The sequence below is a fragment of the Paenibacillus paludis genome (genome assembly GCF_042610515.1).
Taxonomy (GTDB): Bacteria; Bacillota; Bacilli; order Paenibacillales; family Paenibacillaceae; genus Paenibacillus_AQ.
On record NZ_JBGJZP010000039.1, the window covers coordinates 1 to 24476 of the forward strand.

Below are 24476 nucleotides of genomic sequence, written 5' to 3' on the forward strand. Positions count from 1 at the left end.
CTTCGTCAGTTGCTAACTATTTTTTGGAAAACAAAGAGTTAGGTGTGTTTGAGTTGCTTTTATAGTCAGTTTTAGCTTGTTGACATAGTACGCTTATCTTTAAATTAAAAAAAACACAGCCTGAGCGGCTGTGTCCGGTATACATCATATGATGAACTATTGCTTCAGCATCCACTTGAGCAGGTCCGGCATGCTTGCCCATAAACGGGAGTGCATGATGACATATTCAATCGCTTCATTAGAATCTCCCAAGCCTACAAAATCCGGCAGGTTATGCGGCAGCCGCTTCACGCCCAGTAAATAATCCGGCACATGCTTGTTCACGCCACGCGCCACACGGTACAGCATCTTGAGCTGGGAAGTGATTCCGTTCTTCTTGTATTCAAGGACAATCCGGTCATAGGCAAACGCAGCCGCGGCATCATCCTTGCCATATTTCTTCAGCACACGTTCTGCATCATTCAACCGGTTGGTGTACAAGTACGCAGCCGCCAGCAAATAACGCGCACCGGTATTGTCTTCCGGATTAAGCTCCATGATGCGTTCCAGCATCTGCGCCGCTTCTTCCGCGTTGCCACTGAACCAGCAAGACTCGGCATAGCTCTTGCAGACACGGATGTATGGCCGGGTTTCATGCAGGCCCCAGAAGTATCCTTTATTTTGGTTAAAATACAGCTCCCCCAGCTCACGCTCACCCGCAGCAATTCCCGCTTTGAGGTAGGCACGCGCCTCCTGCTCATTCTCCGATTCCTCAGCCAGAATAAGATAAGCGTCGGAATTGTCCGGATATAATTCAAGTGCAGCTTCAGCCAGTTGAATCCGCCGTTTGGTAGAAGTGGCTTCCGCTGCCTGATACAGAAGGGCCTGTGCTTTCTCCTTAGGAGTACCCGGACCGTTCAGCACTAGCAGCTCGTCAGACTCGCCGCCCATGCCGTATTCCTCCACGTAGTTAAGCATTTCCTTAACCTTGCGGGAAATCGTAGCCGCAGTAACCTCATATTTGGTTGCAAGTTCAGCCTGCGAAATCATAAAGCCGTACTCCTCGGACAGCAAATACTCGATCGCGGCACAGAAGGAGCCCATTTTCTTCACAGCAGGTTTAGTCTGGCGGGAGAAGCCGTTCCAAAGCACTAATGCTTCAAAAATCAGCTCCCGCTCATACTGGTTTCTCATGCTTTCGATAAGCTGCATCGCCAGCTGCTCGTGGGCCGGATGCTCCCATTTTAGCTCGCGTGTTACCATCTTTTTCAGCTTGGTCAGGGTAAGCTTGCTCTCTGGACGAAGGACAGGTTCCAACGCCTCAGGGCTCATGACAGGTTCAGTTACTACAGCCTCATGGGCTGCTGCCTCCTCCGTTGTTACGAGCCGCAGTATGGATTCAACCGCTGAGGTTTCTTTACCAAGGCAGCATCTTTTATATTTTTTCCCGCTTCCACATGGGCACAAGTCATTTCTTCCAACCTTACTCAAAAATAATTCCCCCTTAAATCTGTGACTAGCCATACACATAAGCGCATCGCTACTTTTGCACTATAAGTATCATTTCCCGGCAAGACGTATTCTATATTACGGGAACTTCACGGGCACTCCAAAAACCTAATTTAAAAAAGGCCTTTCCATGAAAGGAAAGACCCTTTATCTGTATATATCCGCACATTTTCCCCCGTACGAATTGTATTATAGCACTTCTTCTATCACTTGTCAGTCCTTTTTTGGGACTAATAGCGTAAAAATTTGCTAGGTTGCAGTCCTTTATCCTCAGATGAGCGCCTTCATGGCGATGTCACTGCGGTTCTGCTTTCCCTGGAAAGATATGGTTTCTGCACTGGCGTATGCGGCCGCACGGGCATCCGCAATACTCGCGCCCCTGCCGACAACACCAAGCACCCGTCCGCCATTCGTAACCCAGCTTCCATCTTCACCGCGTGCCGTCCCGGCATGGAAGATCAGTGCGTCCTGGCTGCTCTCCAGACCGGAGATAGGCACGTCTTTAGGATAAGGACCCGGATAACCCTCTGAAGCCAGCACTACGCATACAGCCGCTTCATCGCTCCACTGAATCTCAATATCCGCCAGCCTGCCCTCAGTGACAGCTAGAAAAATCTCCAGCAGATCACTCTTCAGCCTAGGCAGTACGACCTGCGTCTCGGGATCGCCGAAGCGGGCATTGAACTCAATCGTCTTCGGCTTGCCATCCGGTGAAATCATCAGCCCGGCAAACAGTACGCCGCTAAAAGGGCGGCCTTCGGCCACCATGGCTTTGGCTGTTGGCTCGATGATCGTCTCCACCGCCTCGCGGATAATATCCTCAGCGATGTGCGGCAGAGGCGAATACGTGCCCATTCCGCCGGTGTTCGGTCCTTTGTCGCCGTCGAATATCGGCTTGTGATCCTGCGCCGCCGCCATTGGCCGCACCGTTTCACCGTCAACAAACGCAAGAATCGACATTTCCTGCCCCGCGAGGAATTCTTCGATGACTACCTGCGCACCGGCTTCTCCGAATACCTTGTCCACCATAATATCACGCAGCGCCTGCTCGGCTTCTTCACGCGAATAAGCTACGGTAACGCCTTTGCCGGCAGCCAGGCCGTCGGCCTTGATGACGATCGGCAGCTCCTGTGCGCGCAAATAAGCAAGCGCTGCTTCATAACCGCTGAACTTCTCGTAGGCTGCTGTCGGGATGCTGTATTTGTGCAGCAGATCCTTCATAAACGTTTTGCTGCCTTCGATTTCAGCTGCATTCTTGCGCGGCCCAAATACAGGAATATTCTGCGCTTCAAAGGCATCAACGATACCTGCCGCGAGCGGATCATCCGGTCCAATGACTACAAGACCAACCTCACGTTCCTTGGCAAAGGCAGTCAGCCTGTCGAATTCGAACACGCCAATCGGCACACATTCAGCAAGCTGCGCGATCCCGGCATTGCCGGGTGCACAGTAGATTTTACCGGCTTTTGGGCTTTGAGACAGACTCCAGATGATCGCATGCTCCCGGCCCCCGCCGCCAACCACTAAAATATCCATATAAACGAAATCCTCCCCGGGCCTCTAGTGTTTGAAATGGCGGACGCCGGTGAAGACCATGGCAATTCCATATTCATTTGCAACCTTGATGGATTCCTCATCCTTGATCGAGCCGCCCGGTTGAATAACTGCGGTAATTCCAGCCTTCGCAGCCATTTCCAGCGTGTCGCCCATCGGGAAAAAGGCATCGGAAGCCAGTACAGCGCCTTTGGACTTCTCTCCGGCCTGTTCAATGGCAATTTTGGCCGCTCCGACACGGTTCATTTGTCCGGCGCCTACACCAACGGTCATATCATCCGCCGCCAGTACAATCGCATTGGACTTCACATGCTTAACTACTTTCCAGCCGAACAGCAGCTGCTTGAGCTCTTCTTCGGTTGGCTTGCGGCTTGTGACCACTTGAAGCTCTTCCGGGTTCACGGAGTGCACATCGCTCTCCTGCACTACCATACCGCCCTCAATGGAGGTAACGACAAAGCTGCTCTTGCGTGCAGAGGCCGTGCTTAAGCTGCCGATTTTGAGCAGGCGGATGTTCTTCTTCTTCGTAAGGATCTCCAGCGCTTCATCTGTGAAGCCCGGTGCCAGTACGATTTCCAGGAAAATATCCTTCAGCAGGTTAGCGGTATCCGCATCAATAATACGGTTCGCAGCCACAATCCCGCCGAAAATAGAGGTTGGATCAGCATTGTAGGCTTTTTGGTAAGCCTCGTATACACTTGCGCCCACGCCCACGCCGCATGGATTCATATGCTTAACGGCCACAACCGCCGGCTCTTCGAATTCTTTGACGATTTGCAGCGCCGCATTGGCATCGTTAATGTTGTTGTAAGACAGCTCTTTGCCGTGCAGCTGCTCGGCAGCCGTCAGCGTATCCTGCGCAGCGAGCGGCTTGCGGTAGAACGCCGCCTTCTGATGCGGGTTCTCTCCGTAACGCAGATCCTGAATCTTCTCGTAAGTCACCGTATAGCGCTCCGGCAGCGGTTCACCGGTCACATTAGCCAAATAATCGGCAATCAGGGCATCGTAAGCCGCCGTATGGCGGAACACTTTTGCCGCAAGACGTTTGCGGGTCTCAAGGGTCGTATCTCCGCCTGCACGTACCTCATCAAGCACACCTGCATAATCGGCCGCATCCACCACCACACTGACAAAAGCATGGTTTTTCGCCGCCGAACGCAGCATCGTCGGTCCGCCGATATCGATGTTCTCGATAGCTTCCTCGTACGATACATCCGGCTTGGCGATCGTCTCCGCGAACGGATACAGGTTCACCACGACCAGATCGATGTAGTCCAGCCCAAGCTCGGTCATCTGACGCGTGTGCTCCTCGTTGTCACGAACTGCCAGCAGTCCGCTGTGTACGGCGGGATGCAGCGTTTTGACGCGTCCGTCCATAATTTCCGGGAACCCTGTGACATCGGAAATACCGATGACTGGTACGCCTTCTTTAGCCAAAAGTGTGCTAGTGCCGCCTGTGGAGATGATTTCTACGCCCAATGTAGACAACTCGCGGCAAAAATCCACGATGCCCTGTTTATCCGATACGCTGACCAGCGCTCTTTTGATACTCACTTTGAATAGTCCTCCTCCGGATGATGCCCGATTAGTTGTGTTTGAATGGTTAATGCTTAACAATGTGATGCCCTAAACTTGTATAACTGATCTACAAGCTCTTTCACCCGAATAAACCAGTCTTGCCAAATCACTAAAATTCCATCAGCTTACAGCATTCTTCCTAAGGCATAAATCAGGCATTCCATCACTCTCCGACACCCTTTGCCCGCTTGTGCAATATTTCCCGAGAAATATCGGAAGTGACCGCAGAAATTAACCTTTGTCGATAAAAAGATCAGCGCACCGCGCAATTCGCCAGTATTTAACGCTATAGACGTGCTAAACAATGCTGTTTTAAAAATTCCTGCGGAATCGCAGCTCATGTCCATAGTATGCGACACAGAATGACTCCATTTATGGCAAGCTCCCTGTCCTTAGCAGCAATCGCGCTTATACTTCTATTCGGAAATTGTGGCTTTTCTTCCGTCCAGTCCAATTTTCCCGGCGGCAAAAGCAGATACTACCTCAGGGTAAAGCTCATACTCTACCTGATGAATTCGTCCGGCAAGGGTTTCCGTTGTATCTTCGGCCTCTACGGCAACCCCGCGCTGGGCAATAACCGGTCCGGTGTCCATGCCTCCATCGACAAAATGCACCGTAACCCCCGTCAGCTTCACACCGTAGTCTAATGCCTGGCCGATGGCATCCTTGCCGGCAAAGGCTGGCAGCAGAGAAGGATGAATGTTGATGATGCGCCCGGAGTAAGGTGTAAGCAGCACCGGAGTAATCAGCCGCATATATCCTGCCAATACGACAAGCCCGATATCCCGGCGCTGCAGCTCGGCAACAATCTCCGCTTCATACAGCTCCCGGCTTGCGAAGTCCTTCGGCCGCAGCAGGAGGGCAGGAATCCCCGCTTCCTCCGCACGCTGTGCCACTAGCGCTTCCGGCCTGTCAGATACCAGCAGCTCAATGCGGCCTCCGCCAAGCTTCCCTGCGTTCTGAGCCTGAACCAGCGCGGCAAAATTGCTGCCCTGCCCGGAGGCAAACACAGCGATCCGGCTGTACTGCATCACACTTCAGCTCCCGTAAAGGTAACCTTGCGTTCCCCTTCTGTTACTGTGCCAATTACATAAGCTTCTTCCCCGCCTGCTTTCAGCAGTTCCAGCGCTTTTTCTCCGTCTTCTGCAGACACTACCAGCACCAGGCCCACGCCCATGTTGAAGGTAGTGAACATATCGCGGTTGCTTACATTGCCTTTGCTCTGCAGCAAGCCGAAAATCGGCAGAATCGGCCAGGAGCCATAATTAATCTCCACATTCACATGATCCGGCAGTACGCGCGGAATGTTCTCGATGAACCCGCCTCCGGTAATATGCGCCATGCCTTTGACCGGCAGCTGTTCCAGCAGCGCGAGCAGCGGCTTCACATAAATCTTCGTCGGAGCCAGCAGCACATCCACCAATGGAGCTCCAAGCTCAGGGACCACATCGTTCAGCGCATAGCCGTCTTCCTCAAGCAGAAGCTTGCGTACCAGCGAGAAGCCGTTGCTGTGCACACCGCTGGACGCGAGACCGATCACCGTATCTCCCGGTGCGATGTTCGCGCCCGTAACCAGCTTCGCTTTATCGGCTACGCCAACTGTGAAGCCGGCGATATCATATTCGCCCGCCGAATACATCCCCGGCATCTCAGCCGTTTCGCCGCCGATGAGCGCGCAGCCTGCCTGATGACAGCCTTCGGCGATGCCGGCAACAATAGCCTCGATCTTCTCAGGCACAACCTTGTCACAGGCGAGATAATCGAGGAAGAACAGCGGCTCTGCGCCTTGTACTACAATATCATTCACACACATGGCTACAGCATCGATGCCAATCGTGTCGTGGCGGTCGGCCGCGAAAGCGATTTTGAGCTTCGTGCCCACGCCGTCGGTTCCCGATACGAGCACCGGTTCTTCATACTTGTCCTTATTAAGACCAAACAGCGCGCCGAATCCGCCCAGCTCCGTCATAACCTCCGGACGGTACGTGCGCTTTACATGCTTCTTCATGCGTTCAACGGCTTCATTGCCAGCCGCAATATCCACTCCGGCGTTTTTATAAGCTTCCGACACTTTTGGACACCTCATTATTAGTTAGTTTAGAGCGCGTTTCGGGGCGGCAGGGATTGGCTGTGTGTGGTTCTTGGACGCCATTGCGATGAATGTTTGGACTTCCGGTCGCTGTTATATTTGGATTTCCTGATTTAAACCGCTCTTCGCGGTAGAAATCCAAATATAAAGGCGAACGCTATCGCTCCTACAGTTCCAAAATTCCTCTCCATGCCTTCCGAACCACCCGGGGCAAACCCAGCCGCAAGCCGCTGTACGCGCCTTGCACAGCAGCAGCAAGACCTCGGCGCTTGGCAAAGACAAGCGCCTCCTCAGCGAGAAAAGCGTTCCCTGCATTTGCGCAGCAAACAAGGGAGAGCTTTAAGAGCTTTGTCTTTGGCGCGCGAGGCGAAGCCGGGCGCGCCTTAAGCGAGAGAACCTCCGATTTTGCGTAGCAAACAGGATGGGTTCTTGAGCCTTTGGCCCGGCGAGGCAGCATGCCGCCAGGGCGCGGAGCGCCGTAGAGCGTGTCCCGGCCGTGCGCAGCACACAGGGACAAAGCGGGCACCCGCACCCCAGCCTTCTTAGCAAGTTAAAAGCAAACTCCTACCGCCAAACTTTCGGGTGGCCGGAGGGCAGAGCCCTTCGGAATCCCCCTTCGCAAGGGGGACTTAGGGGGATGGGCCACTCTACTTTAGGGGGATGGACCCGCTTAACAGGAACAGCCGTCTTTCTCTTCCCCGCCGAAATCCACCTGCGTCGGGTAATCGTTATCGAAGCAGGACAGGCACAGCCCGCCTTTGTAATCATCGCTATTATAGCCGCCGATGGATTGGATCAGCCCTTCCGGTGAAAGGAAGGCCAGGGAATCGGCGTTGATCTCCTCGCACATTTCCTGAATACTCTTGTAGGAGGCGATGAGTTCACGCCGATCAGGTGTATCAATGCCGTAGAAGCATGGGTTCTTGAATGGCGGCGAGGTAATCCGCACATGCACTTCAAGCGCTCCGGCCTCACGCAGCAGGTTCACGATCCGGCGCGAGGTGGTGCCGCGCACGATGGAATCGTCGATCATGACGACGCGCTGGCCTTCAACGACGCGGCGCACGGCGCTCAGCTTCATCTTCACGCCTTGCTCACGAAGCTCCTGGCTCGGCTGGATGAACGTCCGGCCAGTGTATTTGTTCTTGATCAGCCCCAGCTCATAAGGGATACCTGTTTGCTCGGCAAAGCCGATGGCTGCGGAGATACTGGAATCCGGTACGCCGGTTACAATGTCCGCATCCACAAAAGCTTCAAGCGCCATCCGGCTGCCCATCCGCTTGCGGGCGGAGTGCAGGTTCGAGCCGTTCAGATCGCTGTCCGGCCGGGCAAAATAGATATATTCCATGGCACAAAGCGCCTTACGCTTCGGCTCAGCGAAGCGGTCTTCCCGGAAGCCGTCCTTATCAAGCACGAGCAATTCACCCGGCTCAATATCACGCACCAGCTTGGCACCGATAACTTCAAGCGCACAGGACTCTGAAGCGAAGACATAGGCTTCACCGAGCTGGCCCATGACGAGCGGACGAAGTCCGTGCGGATCCGATGCGACGATCAGCTTATCGTTAGTCATCAGCAGGAAGGCGAAACCGCCGACCAGCTGCTGCAGGGCATCTTTCGTGGCTTCGACAAAATCCTTCTGCGAACGTGCGATCAGATGCGCCAGTACCTCGGTATCGCTTGTAGTCTGGAAAATAGAGCCGCCTTGCTCCAGCTGCTTGCGGATCAGCGGTTCGTTGACAATATTGCCGTTGGTGGCAATGGCCAGATCGCCGTCACGGTATTTGAAGACAAGCGGCTGCGCATTGGTCAGCCGGCTGTCGCCGCTGGTGGAATAACGCACATGGCCGATGGACATGTCACCAACCAGTGAAGCAATTTTATCTTTATCGAATACTTCCTTGACGAGGCCCATGCCGCGGTGATAGTTGAAGTCGCGTCCGTTTGCCACGCAGATGCCCGCGCTTTCCTCTCCCCGGTGCTGCAGCGCATGCAGTCCATAATAAGACATGGAGGCGGCTTCCGGGTGTCCGAAGACCCCGAATACGCCGCATTCTTCTTTTAAAGTGTCAAAAATATCTCCCGAGCCCGTTCCTTCGTTGTAAAAATCGCCGGTCCACAGGATTGGAGCCGCCTGCTCTTTCCCGGTCTTTATTTCATAAGACATGGAATAGCATCCTCCCAAATGGTTTTTAATTCCGTTACAGCTTCATCCAGTGCAGTCTTGCTGTCTAGAGCCAGGCGCAGTCTGTCCCCGCCAACGGTTCCGATGATTTCCACCGGCACGCCGTAAGCGGCAACTGCTGCTTTCAGCTCTTCCGCACGATCAGGAGCAGCGGTCAGTACGATACGGGATTGGCTCTCGCTGAACAAGGCCACATCGGGCCGCAGCCCGTTCGCGGACAGCTCTACGTTAGCGCCAATACCGCCGCTGATGCAGCTCTCTGCCAGTGCAGCCGCAAGGCCGCCTTCGGAAAGGTCATGCGCCGAGCGGACCAGACCGCCGCGGATCGTGCCAAGAACAGCATCCAGCAGCTTTTGTTCAGTAGCCAGATCCAGTGCCGGCGGACGGCCTTCCGTCAGGCCATGTACAGCATATTGGAACTCACTGCCGCCAAGCTCAGCCTTGGTCACCCCAAGCAGCAGAATGGCGTCGCCCTCTTGCTTGAAGGCTTGAGTGGTAATGTGATCGGTATCCTCCACGAGACCCACCATGCCGACAACCGGTGTCGGATAGATCGCTCCGGAGGCATTTTCGTTGTACAGGCTGACATTTCCGCCGATAACCGGCGTATCGAGCACACGGCAGGCTTCAGCCATGCCGTCTACCGCACGTTCCATCTGCCAGAAAATCTCCGGCTTCTCGGGACTGCCAAAGTTCAGGTTATCTGTAATCGCCAGCGGTTTAGCCCCGGAGCAGACAATGTTGCGCGCCGCTTCGCTGACTGCAATCCGGCCACCGACTTCAGGGTCCAGATAGACATAACGGCCATTGCAGTCCGTAGTCATTGCCAGGCCTTTGCGTGTGCCGTGGATCGTAACCACTGCCGCATCGGAACCGGGACGAACCGCTGTGCTGGTGCGAACCATATAGTCATATTGGTTGTATACCCATGCTTTGCTCGCTACCGTAGGGGAAGCGAGTACCGTGCGCAGCGCGCCGCCCAGATCGGTAACCTCGGCATAACGCAGAGTATCGACCGATGCATTCTCTTCATAATAAGCAGGAACTGCTGACGGTTTGTTGTAGATTGGACACTCATCTACAAGAGCCGTTACCGGCATATCGCCGACAACCTCACCGTGATGGAACAGCTTCAGGCGGCCGTCATCGGTTACCTTGCCTACTTTGCGGCAAATGACGCCCCAGCGGTCAAAAATCTCCTGTGCCTGCGCCTCATCCTTAGGCTCCACCACAAACAGCATCCGTTCCTGTGATTCCGACAGCATCATCTCGTAAGGTGTCATGCCTTCTTCACGCTGCGGTACCTGATCCAGATACAGCTCCAGGCCATTGCCCGCTTTGCTGGCCATTTCTGCGCTGGAGCAGGTCAGGCCTGCCGCGCCCATATCCTGAATGCCAAGCACGATGCCGCTGTCGATCAGCTCCAGACAGGATTCCATCACCAGCTTCTCCATAAACGGATCCCCAACCTGCACCGCTGTCTTCTTGGCTTCCGACTCCTCGCTCAGCTCCACAGAGGCAAACGTCGCCCCGTGAATACCATCACGTCCTGTAGGCGGACCTACGTAGAATACGGGGTTGCCTACACCTTTGGCGACACCGCGCTGGATTTTATCATGGTCGATCAGGCCGACACACATCGCATTGACCAGCGGATTGCCGTCATAGCTGTTGTCGAACATGATTTCGCCGCCCACGGTCGGAATGCCGATACAGTTGCCGTAACCTGCGATACCGGACACGACATGCTCGAACAAATATTTTACCCGGTCGCTCTCAAGCTTCCCGAAACGCAGGGAGTTGAGCAGCGCTACCGGTCTAGCACCCATGGAGAAAATATCGCGGATAATCCCGCCCACGCCTGTAGCCGCACCTTGATAAGGTTCTACCGCCGACGGATGGTTGTGGCTTTCGATTTTGAATACAACCGCCTGGTTGTCACCGATATCAACAATGCCGGCGCCTTCGCCCGGTCCCATCAGGACACGCGGTCCGCTGGTCGGGAACCGGCTAAGAAGCGGCTTGGAATTTTTGTAGGCGCAGTGCTCGGACCACATTACACTGAATACGCCGATTTCTGTATAGTTGGGCTTGCGGCCCATGAAGGACGTGATCAGTTCATATTCGCTGTCCGACACGCCGAATTGACTGTAGATTTTCTGCTCCGCGATTTGCTCTGCGGTCGGCTCCTTAACGGATACTTGCTGCGTCATAACGATCCCTCCAGGTTTTGAGTATAGATGTAAACATCCGTTTGCCGTCTTCCGAGCCCAGCAGACTGTTCGCTGCACGTTCCGGGTGAGGCATCATGCCAACCACATTGCCCGCTGCGTTGCTGACGCCTGCAATATCGGCTACCGAGCCGTTCGGATTGTCGCTATATGTGAATACGATCTGATTGTTTGCTTTGAGCGACGCCAAAGTCTCTTCATCACAGTAATAATTACCTTCGCCATGCGCGATCGGAATGACAATCTCTTCATCCTTCGCATAATCAATAGTAAACGGGGTTGTGTTATTAACGACCTTAAGCACGGTATCATGACAGCGGAATTTCATCGACATGTTGCGGCGCAGCGCACCCGGCAGAAGTCCCGCTTCGGTCAGAATCTGGAACCCGTTGCAGATGCCAAGCACGAATTTGCCCTGCTCCGCAGCTTTGGCCACTTCAGCCATCACCGGAGCAAACCGGGAAATCGCGCCGCAGCGCAGATAGTCACCATAAGAGAAGCCGCCTGGTACCAGAATGCAGTCATACGCCGACAGGTCTGTCGCAGTATGCCACACATAATCCACGGGTTCGCCAAGGCTGTCTTCTACCGCCTTATAACAGTCAATGTCGCAATTGGAGCCTGGAAAGACGAGTACAGCAAATTTCATGACTTTTAGTCCTCCAATTCGTAGCGGTAATCCTCGATCACCGTGTTGGCCAGCAGCTTTTCGCACATTTCCTTGAGGCGTCCTTCCGCTTCGGCGCGGTTATCTGTATCGAGGGTAAGCTCCATATATTTGCCGATGCGCAGACTTTCAACTTCCTGGAACCCTACCGAATGCAACGCTCCTTGCACCGCTACACCTTGGGGATCGAGCACGCTTTTCTTGATGGTGACATAGACTGTCGCTTTTAACATACGCTTGTAGTTCCTCCTAAAATTTTATGGGCCTCAATGGGCAATCAACAAGAACACGGATGTACCTGAGTTTAATATTGAGATAACTGCATTCTGTACAGCTAAATTCCTTTTATTTCGGGCAAAACCCACTTTAATTGCATTCCATACAGCTATATTTTGAAACAACCGCCGTTCCAGGCTTGTTCGCCGGATTTAGTTGTACCAGATACATTTAAAAGGCAGCCCGCGGCGATTTTGCTCAAAATAACTGCAGAGAATGCAACTAGCGGACACACTACAGCTGGCCAAGCTAATAAACTTATAAAGACTTGCCGGTAAGGCGATGATAGATGTCCAGATAACGGCGGCTCGTCTCTTCCACGACTTCAAGCGGCAGCGGGTCCGGCGTGCTGTTCTTGTCCCAGGAGGATGCGGCAAGATACGTCCGGACAGGCTCCTTGTCCATGCTGTCGATTTCAATATCCAGACTGTATTTATCTTTGGCCCAGAAGCGGGAAGCATCCGGGGTGAAAATCTCGTCGATCAGAATCACCTTGCCGTCCAGCAAACCGAACTCAAACTTGCAATCCGCTAGGATGATACCCCGCTCTTCACAGTATTCTTTGGCAAAAGCGAACAGCTTCAGGCTTTTCTCCTTCAGCTCAAGCGCCAGGTCGGCACCGATCAGCTCCTGCATCTGCTCAAAAGGGATATCCTCATCATGGCCTACATCATTTTTGGCCGCAGGGGTGAAGATCGGCTGGGCCAGTACGGCATTTTTGCGCAGGCCTTGGGGTAGTTCAATACCGTTAACTTTCCCGGTCTCCTGGTACTGCCGCCAGCCCCCGCCGGTGATGCAGCCGCGCACGACACATTCAATATCAATGCGCTCTGCTTTGCGGACAACCATGATCCGGTTCTTGAGCGCCTCTCTGTCGCGTGCGATATCTCCGAGCTGGTCCACATCAATATGCACGACATGGTTCTCCATCAGGTCCTTCGTCTTGCCAAACCAGAAAGCGCTGAGCCGGTTCAGCACATTGCCTTTCTCCGGCACCGCCGGATCAAGCACATAGTCGAACGCGGAGATCCGGTCCGTAACGACAATCAGAGTCTGTTCCCCCAAGTCATACAACTCGCGAACCTTTCCTTTATAGAGCAGCGGTGCATTTACGAGATCCACAGCCGTGGATACGGCAGGGTGTGTCATGACCTTTCCTCCCTTGACCAAATGATCTTGCTAATATCTTGAGCAAAAAGCGCTGGGACGTTTTATTTCCTTCGATCTGGACCAACAGAAATTTGTAATACTTCCTCTGGTTAATAGGTTCACTGCAAGAAATATTTGGACTTCCGATCGCTGTTATGGTCATATTTCTCTGATTTAACCGCAAGCTGCGGTAGAAATCTGACCATAAAGGCGAACGCTGACGCTTCTACAGTTCCAAAATTTCTCTCCGTTCCTCTTTACCCCAAGTGCTTATTTCATTCTCCCTGTAGCTCCGCTTCTCAGTATAGAAAAACTGCCTAGTGCTCCCGCTCGTATTATTCTCCAGCTCCTCCGTTCACCAATAACTTACCTTTTATTAGATAAGCTCCAGCTTACGGAAGATAGTGTCGACATGCTTAAGGTGCCATGTAGGATTGAATGCATCTTCGATCTCTTCCGGGCTAAGTACAGCGGTGATTTCAGGTGTGGCTTCGACGATGTCGCGGAACTGGGTTTGCTCTTCCCAAGCCTGCATCGCACGCGGCTGAACGGTATCGTAAGCCTGCTCGCGGCTGAAGCCCTTGTCGATCAGCTTGGTCAGGATACGGCCGGAGAACGGCACGCCGAAGGTCCGGTTCATGTTGCGCTTCATATTTTCCGGGAACACGGTCAGGTTCTTCACGATGTTGCCGAAACGGTTCAGCATATAGTTGAGCAGCATGGTCGCATCCGGCAGAATAATCCGTTCCACCGAAGAGTGCGAAATGTCGCGTTCATGCCACAGCGGTACATTCTCATAAGCAGTAACCATATGGCCGCGAATGACGCGCGACAGGCCGGAAATATTCTCGCAGCCAATCGGATTGCGTTTATGCGGCATGGCGGAGGAGCCTTTTTGACCTTTGGCAAAAGCCTCTTCCACCTCGCGGATTTCACTCTTTTGCAGCGCGCGGATCTCGGTGGCGAACTTGTCCAGCGAAGTGGCGACCAGCGCCAGCGCAGCCATATATTCGGCATGGCGGTCACGCTGCAGGGTCTGCGTGGAGATCGGTGCCGGGCTGGTGCCCAGCTTGCGGCAGACGAACTCTTCCACGAACGGGTCGATGTTGGCATAAGTGCCGACCGCGCCGGAGATTTTACCGAACTGCACGCCGTTCGCAGCATGGCGGAAGCGCTCCAGGTTGCGTTTCATTTCCTCATACCACAGTGCCATCTTGAGTCCAAAGGTCGTCGGCTCAGCGTGAACGCCATGTGTGCGTCCCATCATCGGCGTATCCTTGTAAGCTACCGCTTTATCCTTAAGAATTTCGATGAAGTTAATGATGTCCTGCTCCAGAATTTCGTTCGCCTGGCGCAGCAGGTAACCCAGTGCCGTATCAACAACATCCGTGGAGGTTAGTCCGTAATGCACCCATTTGCGCTCCGCGCCAAGGCTTTCGGATACGGCACGGGTAAAGGCGATCACGTCATGACGGGTTTCAAGTTCAATCTCGTTGATGCGTTCAATATCAAATTTGGCGTCCTTGCGCAGCTTAGCGGCGTCTTCCTGCGGAATAACTCCCAGCTCCGCCCAGGCTTCGCACGCACATATTTCCACTTCGAGCCACGCATTAAATTTATTTTCTTCGGTCCAAATGGCCCGCATCTCAGGTCTGCTGTATCGTTCGATCATATCTTGTCAGTTCCTCCAAAGGTTAGTTTGCTCCACCCAGGACAGGCCGTCTCCGGTGTCCTTGCAGAGCAGGTTGATATGGCCCATCTTGCGGCCGGTCTTGCTCTCAGTCTTGCCATATATATGAAGCTTGGGCGAAATCCCCAGCCGGTTTGCTGCTTCGTCCATCTCACTAATCCGCTCCACTGCCCCGTCCAGATGCTGCCCAAGCACATTCACCATGACTACAGGAGTCAAAAGCGAGGTATCGCCGAGCGGCAAGTTGCAGATCGCCCGGACATGCTGCTCGAACTGCGAGGTGACGCAGGCGTCCATCGTGTAATGCCCTGAATTATGCGGGCGCGGAGCCAGTTCATTGACGAACAATTCTCCGTCGTCCGTCACGAACATCTCTACCGCCAGCAGTCCGACGGCATTCAGTCCGGACACCAGCCGCTCGGCAAGCTCGCAGGCTCTCTGCTGAATCTCCTCCGGCACACGGGCAGGCACAATCGACAGATGCAGGATGTTGTTCACATGAATGTTCTCGGCAGGCGGAAAGCTCTTGACCTCACCGGATGCGCTGCGGGCAGCAATGACGGAGATTTCGCAGCTAAAAGCAACGAATTTCTCCAGCACCAGCTCCGGCATAACGTTTCCGGCTGAGGCTGCGGAATCGGTGGAGCTGTCTGTTCCGCCAGCTTGCGGCGCCTCCTGCGCTCCGCCAGCTCCCGGCGCGACCTGCCGGAAGGCTGCTTCCAGCTCTTCCGGCCGGCGGATGACGGCTTGTCCCTTGCCGTCATACCCCCCTGTGGCTGTCTTCAGCACACAGGGCAGGCCCAGGTCGGCGGCTGCGGTGTTCAGCTCCGCCAGGCTGCCGACCTTGCGGTACGGGGCAACGGGCACGCCTGCCGCCTCGATGGCCGCTTTCTCACGCAGCCGGTGCTGCGTGGTGTACAGCAGCGCGCTGCCCTGGGGCACGTACGACTCTGCCGTCAGCAGCGCGGCCACGCCCGCATCGACGTTCTCGAACTCGTACGTGATCACGTCCGAGCGGCGCGCCAGCTCCCGCGCTGCGTCACGGTCGTTGTACGCCGCGTGAATCTGCGGCGTTACCTGCCCGCAGGGCGCATCCGGCGCCGGGTCCAGCGCCACGAAGCGATAACCCATGGCGCTGCCGGCCAGCGCCATCATCCGCCCGAGCTGGCCGCCGCCCAGCACGCCGATGGTTGCACCGGGGCGCAGCGTCCGGGGCCTGTCTCCACCCGGTGCGGCGACATAGGACACCGCTGCTTCCTGACCTTGAGCTTCCAGGCCATTCTCTTCGACCCGCTGTTCAGCCTGTCCCTGCTGTGCCAGAACGTCCAGGCCATCCGCTGCTTCGCCCCGCGACTGTCTCCCGTCCCGCGTCGTGCTCACTTCCAAACCGTCCGGCTTCAGCTCTTCCGGTTTCATAAGGTGTCGCTGCTTTCCAGCACTTCGCGCTCTGTAGCTTCGCGCCGCTGCTGCACCCGGCTCTGCACCTCTGGCTCGAACGCGCCGATGATCTGCGCCGCGAGCAGCCCTGCATTGACGGCCCCGGCACGGCCAATGGCTACTGTCGCCACCGGAATGCCGCCTGGCATCTGCACAATGGAGAGTAGTGAGTCCAGACCGTTAAGCGCCTTGGACTGCACCGGAACACCGATAACGGGCAATACCGTCTTCGCTGCCACCATACCCGGCAGATGCGCCGCGCCGCCTGCTCCGGCGATAATAACGCGAAGTCCGCGGCCCGCCGCTTCCTCCGCATAGCGGAACATCAGATCCGGTGTACGGTGTGCGGAAATCACTTTTTTCTCGTAAGGCACACCCAGCTCTTCCAGCACCGCACAGGCATGCTCCATCGTTTCCCAGTCGGATTTGCTGCCCATAATAACCCCAACTTGCACAGACATGACTCAACCTACCTTCCGTTCCCGATATAGATACTCTTATCTGCTTTAAGTTTGTCCCATTTCTCGCAAGTTTCCCATAATTCCGAAAAAAAAAGCCCGGATTCCAAACGCATTCTGCTGCGGGTGGACCCAGACTACTGCAGGAATCAGGAGGGACTGCTCCATCTGTCTCCGCCTCGGCAGAGCATACAGGGACAAGCACATAGTGCACTGCCCTAATATCCCCGGGGCGGCGCTGATGGCCATTCTAGTCATCCTATTTCCTCGTAGTCCGGAAATTTACGGTTGCCGGGTAGAAACTTCCGGGCCTTATCCCCGGTTTTATACGAGCTCTTCATAGGTTCAGTTTAACAATGGCCTACACTTCATGTCAACTTAAACACGAACATTGTAAAATTTACACGTTAAATCGTTCGCTTTTTGGCAAATTCTAATTCCTGTTCTTGGCTAATTGGGCAGGGAAACTAAAGAAAAAGGGGGGAACACCTCTGTGCTCCTCCCGGAATAAAATCTATTATTTTACGACCAATACCGGAATACGGGCGCTCTGCACCACATTATGGCTTACGCTGCCCAGAACAAATTCACGTATTCCGCCAAGTCCGCGGCTGCCGATTACAATAACATCCACATCATGCTCCTTGGAATAATTCAAGATCACTTCTGCAGGAGATCCTTGCAGCAGCTCCACCGTAGCATTCAGTCCTTCCGCTTCAAGCCGGCTCTTCACTTCTTCTGTGGTCTGCACCGCCAGATCATAGTAATCTTTGTTTACAGAAGCAGGTAGAGGCGCAAGAGCTTCCCCGATAAAAAAGCGCGGGAATTCAAATGCGTGTACAACGTAAAGAGATGAACCCGGAGTTACCTTAGCCAGCTCGATCGCACGCTCCAATGCCTGATTGGATGCCTTGGAACCGTCATAGGCGAGCAAAATTTTTGAGAATAACATGTACGCCACCTCTTTTTCTGTTTTGTGTAGCCATAACGTAATTCAAAAAAGCTTACCTTAAAAAGTACCCATACAGCAGGATATTAAGCAGCAACAGCAGCGGAATTCCGATCCTGAAAGAAGTATGCCGCGTCTTGTGGCGCTTGCGGTACATGGCAGTCAGCACACCCAGCGCACCGCCCATAAATGCCAGCAGAAAAAGCGTCTTCTCAGGTACGCGTTCCCGCCTTGTACGGGCCTTGTTCTTGTCCTCGGACATTACCACATACCCGATAATATTAATTAGTACAAACCACAGCAACACACCTTTGACCATTCCTTCCGGCTCTCCTCCCTCTTATCCTATCTACTTCATATTATAGTACCCTTTCCGGCAAAAAACCAATAATCCTCACATTACCTGCCACGTATACGCCCTTGCTTTCCTGTTCTTTCGCGGGACCCGCCAGCATCCGTAATCCATACCCAGGATAATACGGCAGCAAGTGCTGCCGCGATCCCTCCCAGCCAGAATCCGCCGCTTAAGCCATAAGCAGAGCTCATCCACCCCGCCACAAATGGCCCTCCTGACATGCCGATCGCATACACCGCCTGATAGAAGCCCATCGCAGTTGCCCGTTTAAAAGGCGCCACTCCCGATACCGATTTGCCAAGCAGCAGCGGAAAAATAAGTCCCTGCATAAAGCCGTTCCCGATTTGTGTCGCACACAAGGCGGCAAGCGTCGGCATTGAAGGAATCAGCAGCGTGAACAGCGCGCTTCCGGCAAAACCCAGCAGCAGTGTCCCACGGTCGCCAAGCAGCCTGCCAAATAGACGGGAACCGTAGAGTGTCGCAACGGCATGGGGCAGCATGAATGCCAGAGTCAGCCAGCCTAAGCTTTCCTTGCTAGCACCGATGTCCAGCGCCTGGTTCGGAGTATAGCCGAACATTGTAATAAAGAGCACACAGTGCGCCAGCACGGATAACAGCGAGACTTTGACCAGCAGCGGTTCTTTAATTACCGCAGCAAGGTCCTTAAGCTGGATCGCGTTCTCCCGCCTCTCCTGCTGCTGTTCCGGCAGACGAAGGGCGAGTACCAGAGCCGCTATCGCCACAAGCCCGCCGATAACAAACGGGGCATTCCAGCCCCAGTGCTCCACCATGTAGCCGCTGATCATCATGCTCATCAACTGGGCGATGACCGTGGTGAACTGCAGCATGCCCATCGCTTTTCCCGCTTCCTCTTTCGGAAAATAGCCGGCAAACATCACCGAGTACACTACCCAGGCGGAGGCTGCTATTCCGGATACGGCACGAGCCGCCAGTGCCCAGCCCGGATGCGCTCCCGCCATAAACAGCAGGCAGCTTGCGCCGCTGGCGATCAGCCCCAAATAAATGAACGGCCGCCGCCGGTTCAAATAATCCGAGCCGATTCCGATCGGCAGCCGGAACAGAATCTGCATCAGACCGTATATCCCCAGCACTGAGCCGACCATAACATACGAAGCTCCGAGATGCTCCACGTAGGGAGAGAGCACCGGAACATAAATATATGAAGAGAACCAGAACATAAAGACGATGACCAGGAAGAAGAACCGGCTGCTTTCCCTGGTCTTTGAACCTTCTACCGACTGGGCCCCGTTTTCTTTTTGCTTAGGCATTGTCACTTTACCACCTGCTTATTCATTTTTTAGAGTTGCTCCTGCTCTTTTGCCGATCTTCTTAGTAAAACATATCTGTCTTTTGTTTGACAGGTCCTTCTTAACCTAAATAAGCCTGCCGGGAACTCCGGCAGACTTATTTAGGTTTTTAATTTATGGTTGAATGTCCGCTTCACAGAGGTTATTAAGCTTAATTCCCCTTCTGTTTGGCCTCCATTGCCGCTTTGAGCAGCTCACCCAGATTCGAGCCTACGCTTTCAGGTTTGCTGTACTGCTGCACGAGCTTCTGCTGCTCACGTTTATTGATATGCTTGTGATCCTTATCCATTGTCTCTGTTATTCCGCAGCCCAGACACTGCACATAGAGGCCCGCCTTGCCTTCTTTAAGCTCCATTTTCTTATGGCACTGCGGACAACGGCGATTCGAAAGCCGTTTCTCTCCGGCACGGGTATAGCCGCAGTCATCAGCAGGGCAGACCAGCAGCTTGCCCTTTTTGGTCTTCTTCTCCAGCATTCTTGTCCCACATTCAGGACAATGGCTGCTGGAGACATTATGCGGCTTGTATTCTGCGCCGCTGCTCTTGACGCCGGATACGAGTTCCTGCGCCATACTGCGGATGCCTTGCAGAAAAGGTTCGGGCCGCCCTTGTCCGCGGGCAATCTTCTCCAGCTCGGCCTCCCAGCGCGCAGTCAGCTCCGGCGTGCGCAGCTGTGCCGAGACTAGTTCAATCAACTGCTTCCCTTTGCCTGTCGGGTGAAGAGAATTCCCTTGCCGCTCGATAGTATCCGAGCTGACCAGCTTCTCAATGATATCGGCCCGGGTTGCGGGTGTTCCGAGGCCATGCTTCTCCATCTGAGTCAGCAGCGAAGCCTCGTTATACCGTTTGGGCGGCTGTGTCCGACCTGGACGGATCACACAGCGCAGAACCTTAACGGCCTCACCTTCACGCAGCTCCGGCAGCTTCACACTGCTTGCCGCAGGCTCATCGGCTGTATTGTCTTCTTCGTCGTCATTGCTCATATCACCGCCGTATACCTCACGCCAGCCTGCGTCCTTTACCGTGGTGCCTTTCACATGAAAGCTCTCGCCTTCCACGCTTACCGTGACGGCCACCGCGTCATAACGGGCCGGCGGATAGAACAGGCTGATAAATCGCCGCACGATCAGATCATAGAGCTTACGCTCTTCCGCACTAAGCAGATTTAAGAGCACTGTCTGCTCCGTAGGAATAATGGCATGGTGATCGCTCACCTTGCTGTCATCTACTATCCGCTTTGTAATGGGCAGCGGTTTACGCAGCAGCGGCCGTGCCAATGCCGCATAGGGTCCGACAGCGATGCTGTCCAGCCGTTCCTTTAACGTCCCCGTCATATCCGAAGTTAGATAACGGCTGTCCGTACGCGGATAAGTGACCAGCTTATGCTGTTCGTATAGACGCTGCAGCACACTGGATGTTTGTTTTGCCGAGAAGCCGAACTTGCGGTTGGCATCTCTCTGCAGCTCGGTGAGATCATAAGCCAGTGGATGCGGCTCGCTTTTCTCGCTTTTTTGCACCTTGGCGATACGCCCGCTTCGGCCGGTAAGCTTGTCATTGAGCTTCGCTGTCTTCTCCTTGTCAAAAATCCGGCCATCCCCGCCCGGAGCACGCCAACCCGCCTGGAAATTCCCGAAATCCGCGGTCAACATCTCATACTCCTGGGAACGGAAGCCTGTAATTTCGTTCTCCCGGTCCATGATCATGCCGAGTGTGGGTGTCTGCACACGGCCTGCCGACAGAGGAGCACCGAACTTGCAGGTTAAAGCACGGGTAACGTTAAGACCAATCATCCAATCCGCCTCTGCACGGCAGCGCGCCGATTCATACAGACGGTCAAAATCCCGGCCCGGACGCAGTGACGCAAATCCCTCTTTGATCGCCTTATCCGTCTGCGAAGAAATCCATAGACGCCGGAACGGCTTTTTCCAGCCGGCCATATTCATGATCCAGCGGGCCAGAAGCTCCCCTTCCCGCGCTGCATCCGTTGCAACGATCAGTTCGTCGATATCCTGGCGTTTCATCAGCTGCTGCACAGCCTTATACTGCTGGCTTGTCTCACGCAGCACCTTCAGTTTGGCCTTCTCCGGCAGAATCGGCAAATCCTCCAATGCCCAAGAAGCAAATTTATTGTTATAGTCTTCAGGTTCTGCCAGACCAACCAAATGCCCTAAAGCCCAGGTAACTACATATTTCGGACCTTCAATATAGCTCTTCTGTTTATTCCCGCAACCCAGCACCCGGGCAATCTCACGCGCAACCGACGGCTTTTCCGCCAATACCAATACCTTCATAATTCTCTCCCTTCCTTGCCAACAACCTATTATACCATGATCTAAAAGACCGCAAATATCGTCAGGCTGAATTCCACCTCCACATTATACAATAGGCTGTATCCGTTATCCGAAAGGAGTCACAGTAAATGTCCAAGCAAGAAGTGTATAATGTCATACCAGTAGGTGTGGTTGCCGGGCAGCCTGACAATCTGCGTCTTGAGCTTAAACCTGAATTTCACCCTGCCTTGAAAGGCCTGCAAAATTTCAGCCATTGCCAGATCCTTTGGTGGATTCATGAGTTTGCAGATGACCACTTCCGGCAAACTACGCAGGTTCAGCCTCCATATGAGGCACCTTTAAGTGGAGTTTTTGCCTCCCGCTCTCCTGTCCGCCCCAATCCTTTAGGCCTTAGTGTAGCTGCCATAGTGTCTGTAGATATGGAATCGGGCATTGTCGAGATTGCCGGACTGGATGCTTACCCTGGTACGCCAATTCTCGATATCAAGGCTTACTTTCCCACTACGGACCGCGTCAAAGATGTCACTGTCCCTGAATGGGCCGCTGGCTGGGGAGACTGGGTAGCTGATTAATGAGTGCTGATAGCTGCTCAACTGCAGTAACTTACATTTTATTCCATTAATTCCCGAGGGGGTAGACATGAACAATTACCAGCTCGTCGTCCAGGCTTTGGACCATATTGAAGCTGAACTGAATTCTCCATTGTCTGTAACTGCCCTCTCCAGGAGAACCGGCTATTCTCTGTATCATTTCATTCGTTTATTCCAGGCCATTACGGGGATAACACCGGGGGATTATATAGCCAGACGCAAAATTACCGAGGCTGCCAAGGATCTTAAACGATGGCCGGAGCGTTCTTTCCAGGACATTGCACTGGATTATCATTTTAACGACTACGAGACCTTCACCAGGGCCTTTAAAAGGTTGCTGCATACCACACCGACGCAGGTCCGCAATAAACGAAATAATCCTCTGCTTCCACTGCTGCACCGGCTTCACGAACAGGACCTGCTTCATTTGCCTGTAGTTCAGGGAACGCCTCCGCAGATCGTAAAGCTAGATGAAATTACTCTCAAGGGACCTATTGTGAACGTTATCGCTGACTATTCTGTAATCTCCGAAGCCTGGTCCCAGCTGTTCACCAGAGTGCCCAGCCTGCACGGCCGCAGGCTTCCCGAACGGTATTATCAAGTGGGCTACTGGGCTGACGATTTTGAAAACAGCGGGGTTTCCTTTATATGTGCTTGCGAGCTTTACCCTCAGCCAGAGATATCGGGCCGTCATCAATATGCCGTAACTCAAACCTCTTATCGCCATTCCGACGCCTCTGAACAAGCGCAACTATCGGCGGATTTTCCTGTGTATACCTTGCCTGCAGCCACCTATTTAAAGTTCATACATAAAGGGTTGTCGAAGGATGTCTCTTATACCTACAAATATATATATGAGACTTGGCTTCCAAAAAGCGAATACCGGCTTTCCCTGCCTTACGAATTCGAATATTATGGTGAGCAATATCTGGGCCCGGATGACAAAAATTCAATAAGCGAGATTTATGTTCCCTTGGAACTTCTATAACACAAATGTCCGTATCTGCTAAGCAGACACGGACATTTGTATAGGGTTTCTAAGTCTCGGATAGTTTCCCCTCATGTATAATTTCTATATGTATTTCCGTTAATGTGCTTCTTCACCAAGTTCCAGACAAGCTGCAAATGATATAGCCTGCTCCAGCTTTCCCTGAACAAATGCACCTTCACTTGTTAGCTGTGACCGCACAATCATCAGTTCATCCCCATATTTTGCCTCCTGTACATAAGTAATCCTGAACCGCTTCAGTTCCTTCACACCCCATTCCTCCAGAGACAAAGCATCGCAGCACAAATCACCATAACGTGCATTGTTCAAATGATTATTGCTGTCCAGACCACTATATCTGACCTGATACCGGTAAGCTTGTTCCATGGAGATGTTCTGAGGAATGGTTACCTTATCTGGAATACTGCCGACCGAATCACCTTCATAATGCAGTACTGATATGGGAAGAGCAGATGGCCGCAGCAGCTTACGCTTCTCCGTATCCACAAGCGCCCAGATTGAACGCGCCATGGCTACCTCTGTATGATCCTTATCATAAATACGGTAGTCACGCTGCCACATGGCTCCTTTGGTCCCTTTACTCCATGTGCGCACTGTCAACTCATCATTCAGCCGGGGGATACGTTTAAACTCCAGATCAAGAGTGATCATCATCCAGCCCATCCCTGCCTCCAGCATCTGTTCAAGACTGAGGCCAAGTGCACTTACCGCTGAGTCAGCCGTACGCTGCATCATTTCCAGAATAAAAGACAGCTTAGCCTGGGAACGGTAATCCGTATCGCTGGCTTGAACTACAAATCTTTCTATCCACACAAGATCGTCTGTATTATCCACTGAAATATCCCCTTTGCTCGCGAAGCTCCCTATTATCAACATTAAAAGTCACATATATCCACAAATACTCAATACTATCCACATTAATTGGGGAGTACTTTTGATTCATTGTATATTTCATGATTCTTATCCACATGTGGACAAGTTTTTCTTCTATTCACTTTATCCCCTATCCTATCCACATTCAATAGCCAGCAGTTAAATCTTAACGCAAAAGGCAACAAAAAAGCCACTGTTGAGAAACTCAACAATGGCTTTGTGTGCTTGGCGGCGTCCTACTCTCCCAGGACCCTTCGGTCCAAGTACCATCGGCGCTGGA

The 24476-nt window shown here is 53.4% G+C and carries 21 protein-coding genes and 1 riboswitch; of the genes, 2 read left to right on the forward strand and 19 right to left on the reverse strand.

All coding sequences use genetic code 11. The features are described from left to right. Positions 1–156: 156 nt before the first annotated feature. The 18 genes from ACAN56_RS35000 to ACAN56_RS35085 all read right to left on the reverse strand — a co-directional run bounded on the left by ACAN56_RS35000 (position 157) and on the right by ACAN56_RS35085 (position 21724). The gene (locus ACAN56_RS35000; RefSeq protein ID WP_038585691.1) at positions 157–1470 is read right to left on the reverse strand and encodes an SEC-C metal-binding domain-containing protein; all 1314 of its coding nucleotides are present in this window, start codon (positions 1468–1470) and stop codon (positions 157–159) included. A gap of 288 nt (positions 1471–1758) precedes the next feature. After that, positions 1759–3024: a phosphoribosylamine--glycine ligase gene (purD, locus tag ACAN56_RS35005; RefSeq protein WP_038585689.1), complete on the reverse strand. Its 1266-nt coding sequence runs from the start codon at positions 3022–3024 to the stop codon at positions 1759–1761. A gap of 24 nt (positions 3025–3048) precedes the next feature. Further along, positions 3049–4596 (reverse strand): bifunctional phosphoribosylaminoimidazolecarboxamide formyltransferase/IMP cyclohydrolase, encoded by a 1548-nt coding sequence (gene purH, locus ACAN56_RS35010; protein ID WP_038585686.1) that lies wholly within the window; start codon positions 4594–4596, stop codon positions 3049–3051. 440 nt (positions 4597–5036) lie between these two features. Continuing rightward, positions 5037–5651, reverse strand: a complete 615-nt coding sequence (gene purN / locus ACAN56_RS35015; protein ID WP_379148711.1) for a phosphoribosylglycinamide formyltransferase — start codon at positions 5649–5651, stop codon at positions 5037–5039. Continuing rightward, positions 5651–6691: a phosphoribosylformylglycinamidine cyclo-ligase gene (gene purM, locus ACAN56_RS35020; RefSeq protein ID WP_379148690.1), complete on the reverse strand. Its 1041-nt coding sequence runs from the start codon at positions 6689–6691 to the stop codon at positions 5651–5653. Before purM ends, purN begins: the two co-directional genes overlap by 1 nt. Positions 6692–6875: 184 nt before the next feature. Beyond that, positions 6876–7235 (reverse strand): hypothetical protein, encoded by a 360-nt coding sequence (locus ACAN56_RS35025; protein WP_038585678.1) that lies wholly within the window; start codon positions 7233–7235, stop codon positions 6876–6878. A 144-nt stretch (positions 7236–7379) separates the two neighbouring features. Continuing rightward, the gene (gene purF, locus ACAN56_RS35030; protein ID WP_038585676.1) at positions 7380–8876 is read right to left on the reverse strand and encodes an amidophosphoribosyltransferase; all 1497 of its coding nucleotides are present in this window, start codon (positions 8874–8876) and stop codon (positions 7380–7382) included. Then, a complete protein-coding gene (purL, locus tag ACAN56_RS35035; RefSeq protein ID WP_379148693.1) occupies positions 8861–11107 on the reverse strand; it encodes a phosphoribosylformylglycinamidine synthase subunit PurL in 2247 nt (748 codons plus the stop codon). The genes purF and purL overlap by 16 nt, the downstream gene beginning before the upstream one ends. Continuing rightward, on the reverse strand, positions 11085–11774 hold the full coding sequence (purQ, locus tag ACAN56_RS35040; protein WP_379148696.1) for a phosphoribosylformylglycinamidine synthase subunit PurQ: 690 nt from the start codon (positions 11772–11774) through the stop codon (positions 11085–11087). The genes purL and purQ overlap by 23 nt, the downstream gene beginning before the upstream one ends. A 5-nt stretch (positions 11775–11779) precedes the next feature. Continuing rightward, complete coding sequence (purS, locus tag ACAN56_RS35045) at positions 11780–12025, reverse strand: phosphoribosylformylglycinamidine synthase subunit PurS (protein WP_019913657.1); 246 nt, start codon at positions 12023–12025, stop codon at positions 11780–11782. Positions 12026–12326: 301 nt separating this feature from the next. Continuing rightward, positions 12327–13217 (reverse strand): phosphoribosylaminoimidazolesuccinocarboxamide synthase, encoded by an 891-nt coding sequence (locus ACAN56_RS35050; RefSeq protein WP_038585666.1) that lies wholly within the window; start codon positions 13215–13217, stop codon positions 12327–12329. A gap of 376 nt (positions 13218–13593) precedes the next feature. Beyond that, the gene (gene purB / locus ACAN56_RS35055) at positions 13594–14889 is read right to left on the reverse strand and encodes an adenylosuccinate lyase (RefSeq protein ID WP_038585664.1); all 1296 of its coding nucleotides are present in this window, start codon (positions 14887–14889) and stop codon (positions 13594–13596) included. Between the two features lie 6 nt (positions 14890–14895). After that, on the reverse strand, positions 14896–16155 hold the full coding sequence (locus ACAN56_RS35060; RefSeq protein WP_379148713.1) for a 5-(carboxyamino)imidazole ribonucleotide synthase: 1260 nt from the start codon (positions 16153–16155) through the stop codon (positions 14896–14898). A 164-nt stretch (positions 16156–16319) separates the two neighbouring features. Continuing rightward, complete coding sequence (gene purE, locus ACAN56_RS35065) at positions 16320–16805, reverse strand: 5-(carboxyamino)imidazole ribonucleotide mutase (RefSeq protein ID WP_379148699.1); 486 nt, start codon at positions 16803–16805, stop codon at positions 16320–16322. Between the two features lie 247 nt (positions 16806–17052). Then, a riboswitch (purine riboswitch) is annotated at positions 17053–17154 on the reverse strand. Positions 17155–17319: 165 nt separating this feature from the next. Next, the gene (locus ACAN56_RS35070) at positions 17320–17754 is read right to left on the reverse strand and encodes a universal stress protein (RefSeq protein WP_038585655.1); all 435 of its coding nucleotides are present in this window, start codon (positions 17752–17754) and stop codon (positions 17320–17322) included. A gap of 52 nt (positions 17755–17806) precedes the next feature. Continuing rightward, positions 17807–18070 carry a DUF1294 domain-containing protein gene (locus ACAN56_RS35075; RefSeq protein WP_379148701.1) on the reverse strand — a complete coding sequence of 88 codons (264 nt, stop codon included), beginning with the start codon at positions 18068–18070 and terminating at the stop codon, positions 17807–17809. A gap of 80 nt (positions 18071–18150) precedes the next feature. Continuing rightward, positions 18151–19395, reverse strand: a complete 1245-nt coding sequence (locus ACAN56_RS35080; protein ID WP_379148703.1) for an MFS transporter — start codon at positions 19393–19395, stop codon at positions 18151–18153. A 190-nt stretch (positions 19396–19585) separates the two neighbouring features. Then, positions 19586–21724 carry a DNA topoisomerase III gene (locus ACAN56_RS35085; protein ID WP_076110164.1) on the reverse strand — a complete coding sequence of 713 codons (2139 nt, stop codon included), beginning with the start codon at positions 21722–21724 and terminating at the stop codon, positions 19586–19588. A 128-nt stretch (positions 21725–21852) separates the two neighbouring features. On the opposite strand from ACAN56_RS35085, the gene tsaA reads away from it, so the two are divergent. Then, entirely contained in the window at positions 21853–22296 is a 444-nt protein-coding gene (gene tsaA / locus ACAN56_RS35090) for a tRNA (N6-threonylcarbamoyladenosine(37)-N6)-methyltransferase TrmO (RefSeq protein WP_379148706.1), read from the forward strand. A gap of 67 nt (positions 22297–22363) precedes the next feature. Further along, the gene (locus ACAN56_RS35095) at positions 22364–23302 is read left to right on the forward strand and encodes an AraC family transcriptional regulator (RefSeq protein WP_379148708.1); all 939 of its coding nucleotides are present in this window, start codon (positions 22364–22366) and stop codon (positions 23300–23302) included. A 99-nt stretch (positions 23303–23401) separates the two neighbouring features. Here ACAN56_RS35095 and ACAN56_RS35100 read toward each other — a convergent pair whose 3' ends face one another. Next, complete coding sequence (locus ACAN56_RS35100; RefSeq protein WP_340894979.1) at positions 23402–24157, reverse strand: acyl-[acyl-carrier-protein] thioesterase; 756 nt, start codon at positions 24155–24157, stop codon at positions 23402–23404. Positions 24158–24476 lie beyond the last annotated feature (319 nt).

What these genes read in the sequence shown, in the direction of transcription:
- purF (WP_038585676.1), bottom strand. Translation starts at nt 8,876, where the DNA reads ATGTCTTATGAAATAAAGACCGGGAAAGAGCAGGCGGCTCCAATCCTG.
- ACAN56_RS35050 (WP_038585666.1), bottom strand. Translation starts at nt 13,217, where the DNA reads ATGACACACCCTGCCGTATCCACGGCTGTGGATCTCGTAAATGCACCG.
- ACAN56_RS35095 (WP_379148708.1), top strand. Translation starts at nt 22,364, where the DNA reads ATGAACAATTACCAGCTCGTCGTCCAGGCTTTGGACCATATTGAAGCT.
- purL (WP_379148693.1), bottom strand. Translation starts at nt 11,107, where the DNA reads ATGACGCAGCAAGTATCCGTTAAGGAGCCGACCGCAGAGCAAATCGCG.
- ACAN56_RS35075 (WP_379148701.1), bottom strand. Translation starts at nt 18,070, where the DNA reads ATGGTCAAAGGTGTGTTGCTGTGGTTTGTACTAATTAATATTATCGGG.
- purE (WP_379148699.1), bottom strand. Translation starts at nt 16,805, where the DNA reads ATGTCTGTGCAAGTTGGGGTTATTATGGGCAGCAAATCCGACTGGGAA.
- purD (WP_038585689.1), bottom strand. Translation starts at nt 3,024, where the DNA reads ATGGATATTTTAGTGGTTGGCGGCGGGGGCCGGGAGCATGCGATCATC.
- purN (WP_379148711.1), bottom strand. Translation starts at nt 5,651, where the DNA reads ATGCAGTACAGCCGGATCGCTGTGTTTGCCTCCGGGCAGGGCAGCAAT.
- ACAN56_RS35085 (WP_076110164.1), bottom strand. Translation starts at nt 21,724, where the DNA reads ATGAAGGTATTGGTATTGGCGGAAAAGCCGTCGGTTGCGCGTGAGATT.
- ACAN56_RS35070 (WP_038585655.1), bottom strand. Translation starts at nt 17,754, where the DNA reads ATGTTATTCTCAAAAATTTTGCTCGCCTATGACGGTTCCAAGGCATCC.
- purS (WP_019913657.1), bottom strand. Translation starts at nt 12,025, where the DNA reads ATGTTAAAAGCGACAGTCTATGTCACCATCAAGAAAAGCGTGCTCGAT.
- ACAN56_RS35080 (WP_379148703.1), bottom strand. Translation starts at nt 19,395, where the DNA reads ATGCCTAAGCAAAAAGAAAACGGGGCCCAGTCGGTAGAAGGTTCAAAG.
- tsaA (WP_379148706.1), top strand. Translation starts at nt 21,853, where the DNA reads ATGTCCAAGCAAGAAGTGTATAATGTCATACCAGTAGGTGTGGTTGCC.
- purB (WP_038585664.1), bottom strand. Translation starts at nt 14,889, where the DNA reads ATGATCGAACGATACAGCAGACCTGAGATGCGGGCCATTTGGACCGAA.
- purQ (WP_379148696.1), bottom strand. Translation starts at nt 11,774, where the DNA reads ATGAAATTTGCTGTACTCGTCTTTCCAGGCTCCAATTGCGACATTGAC.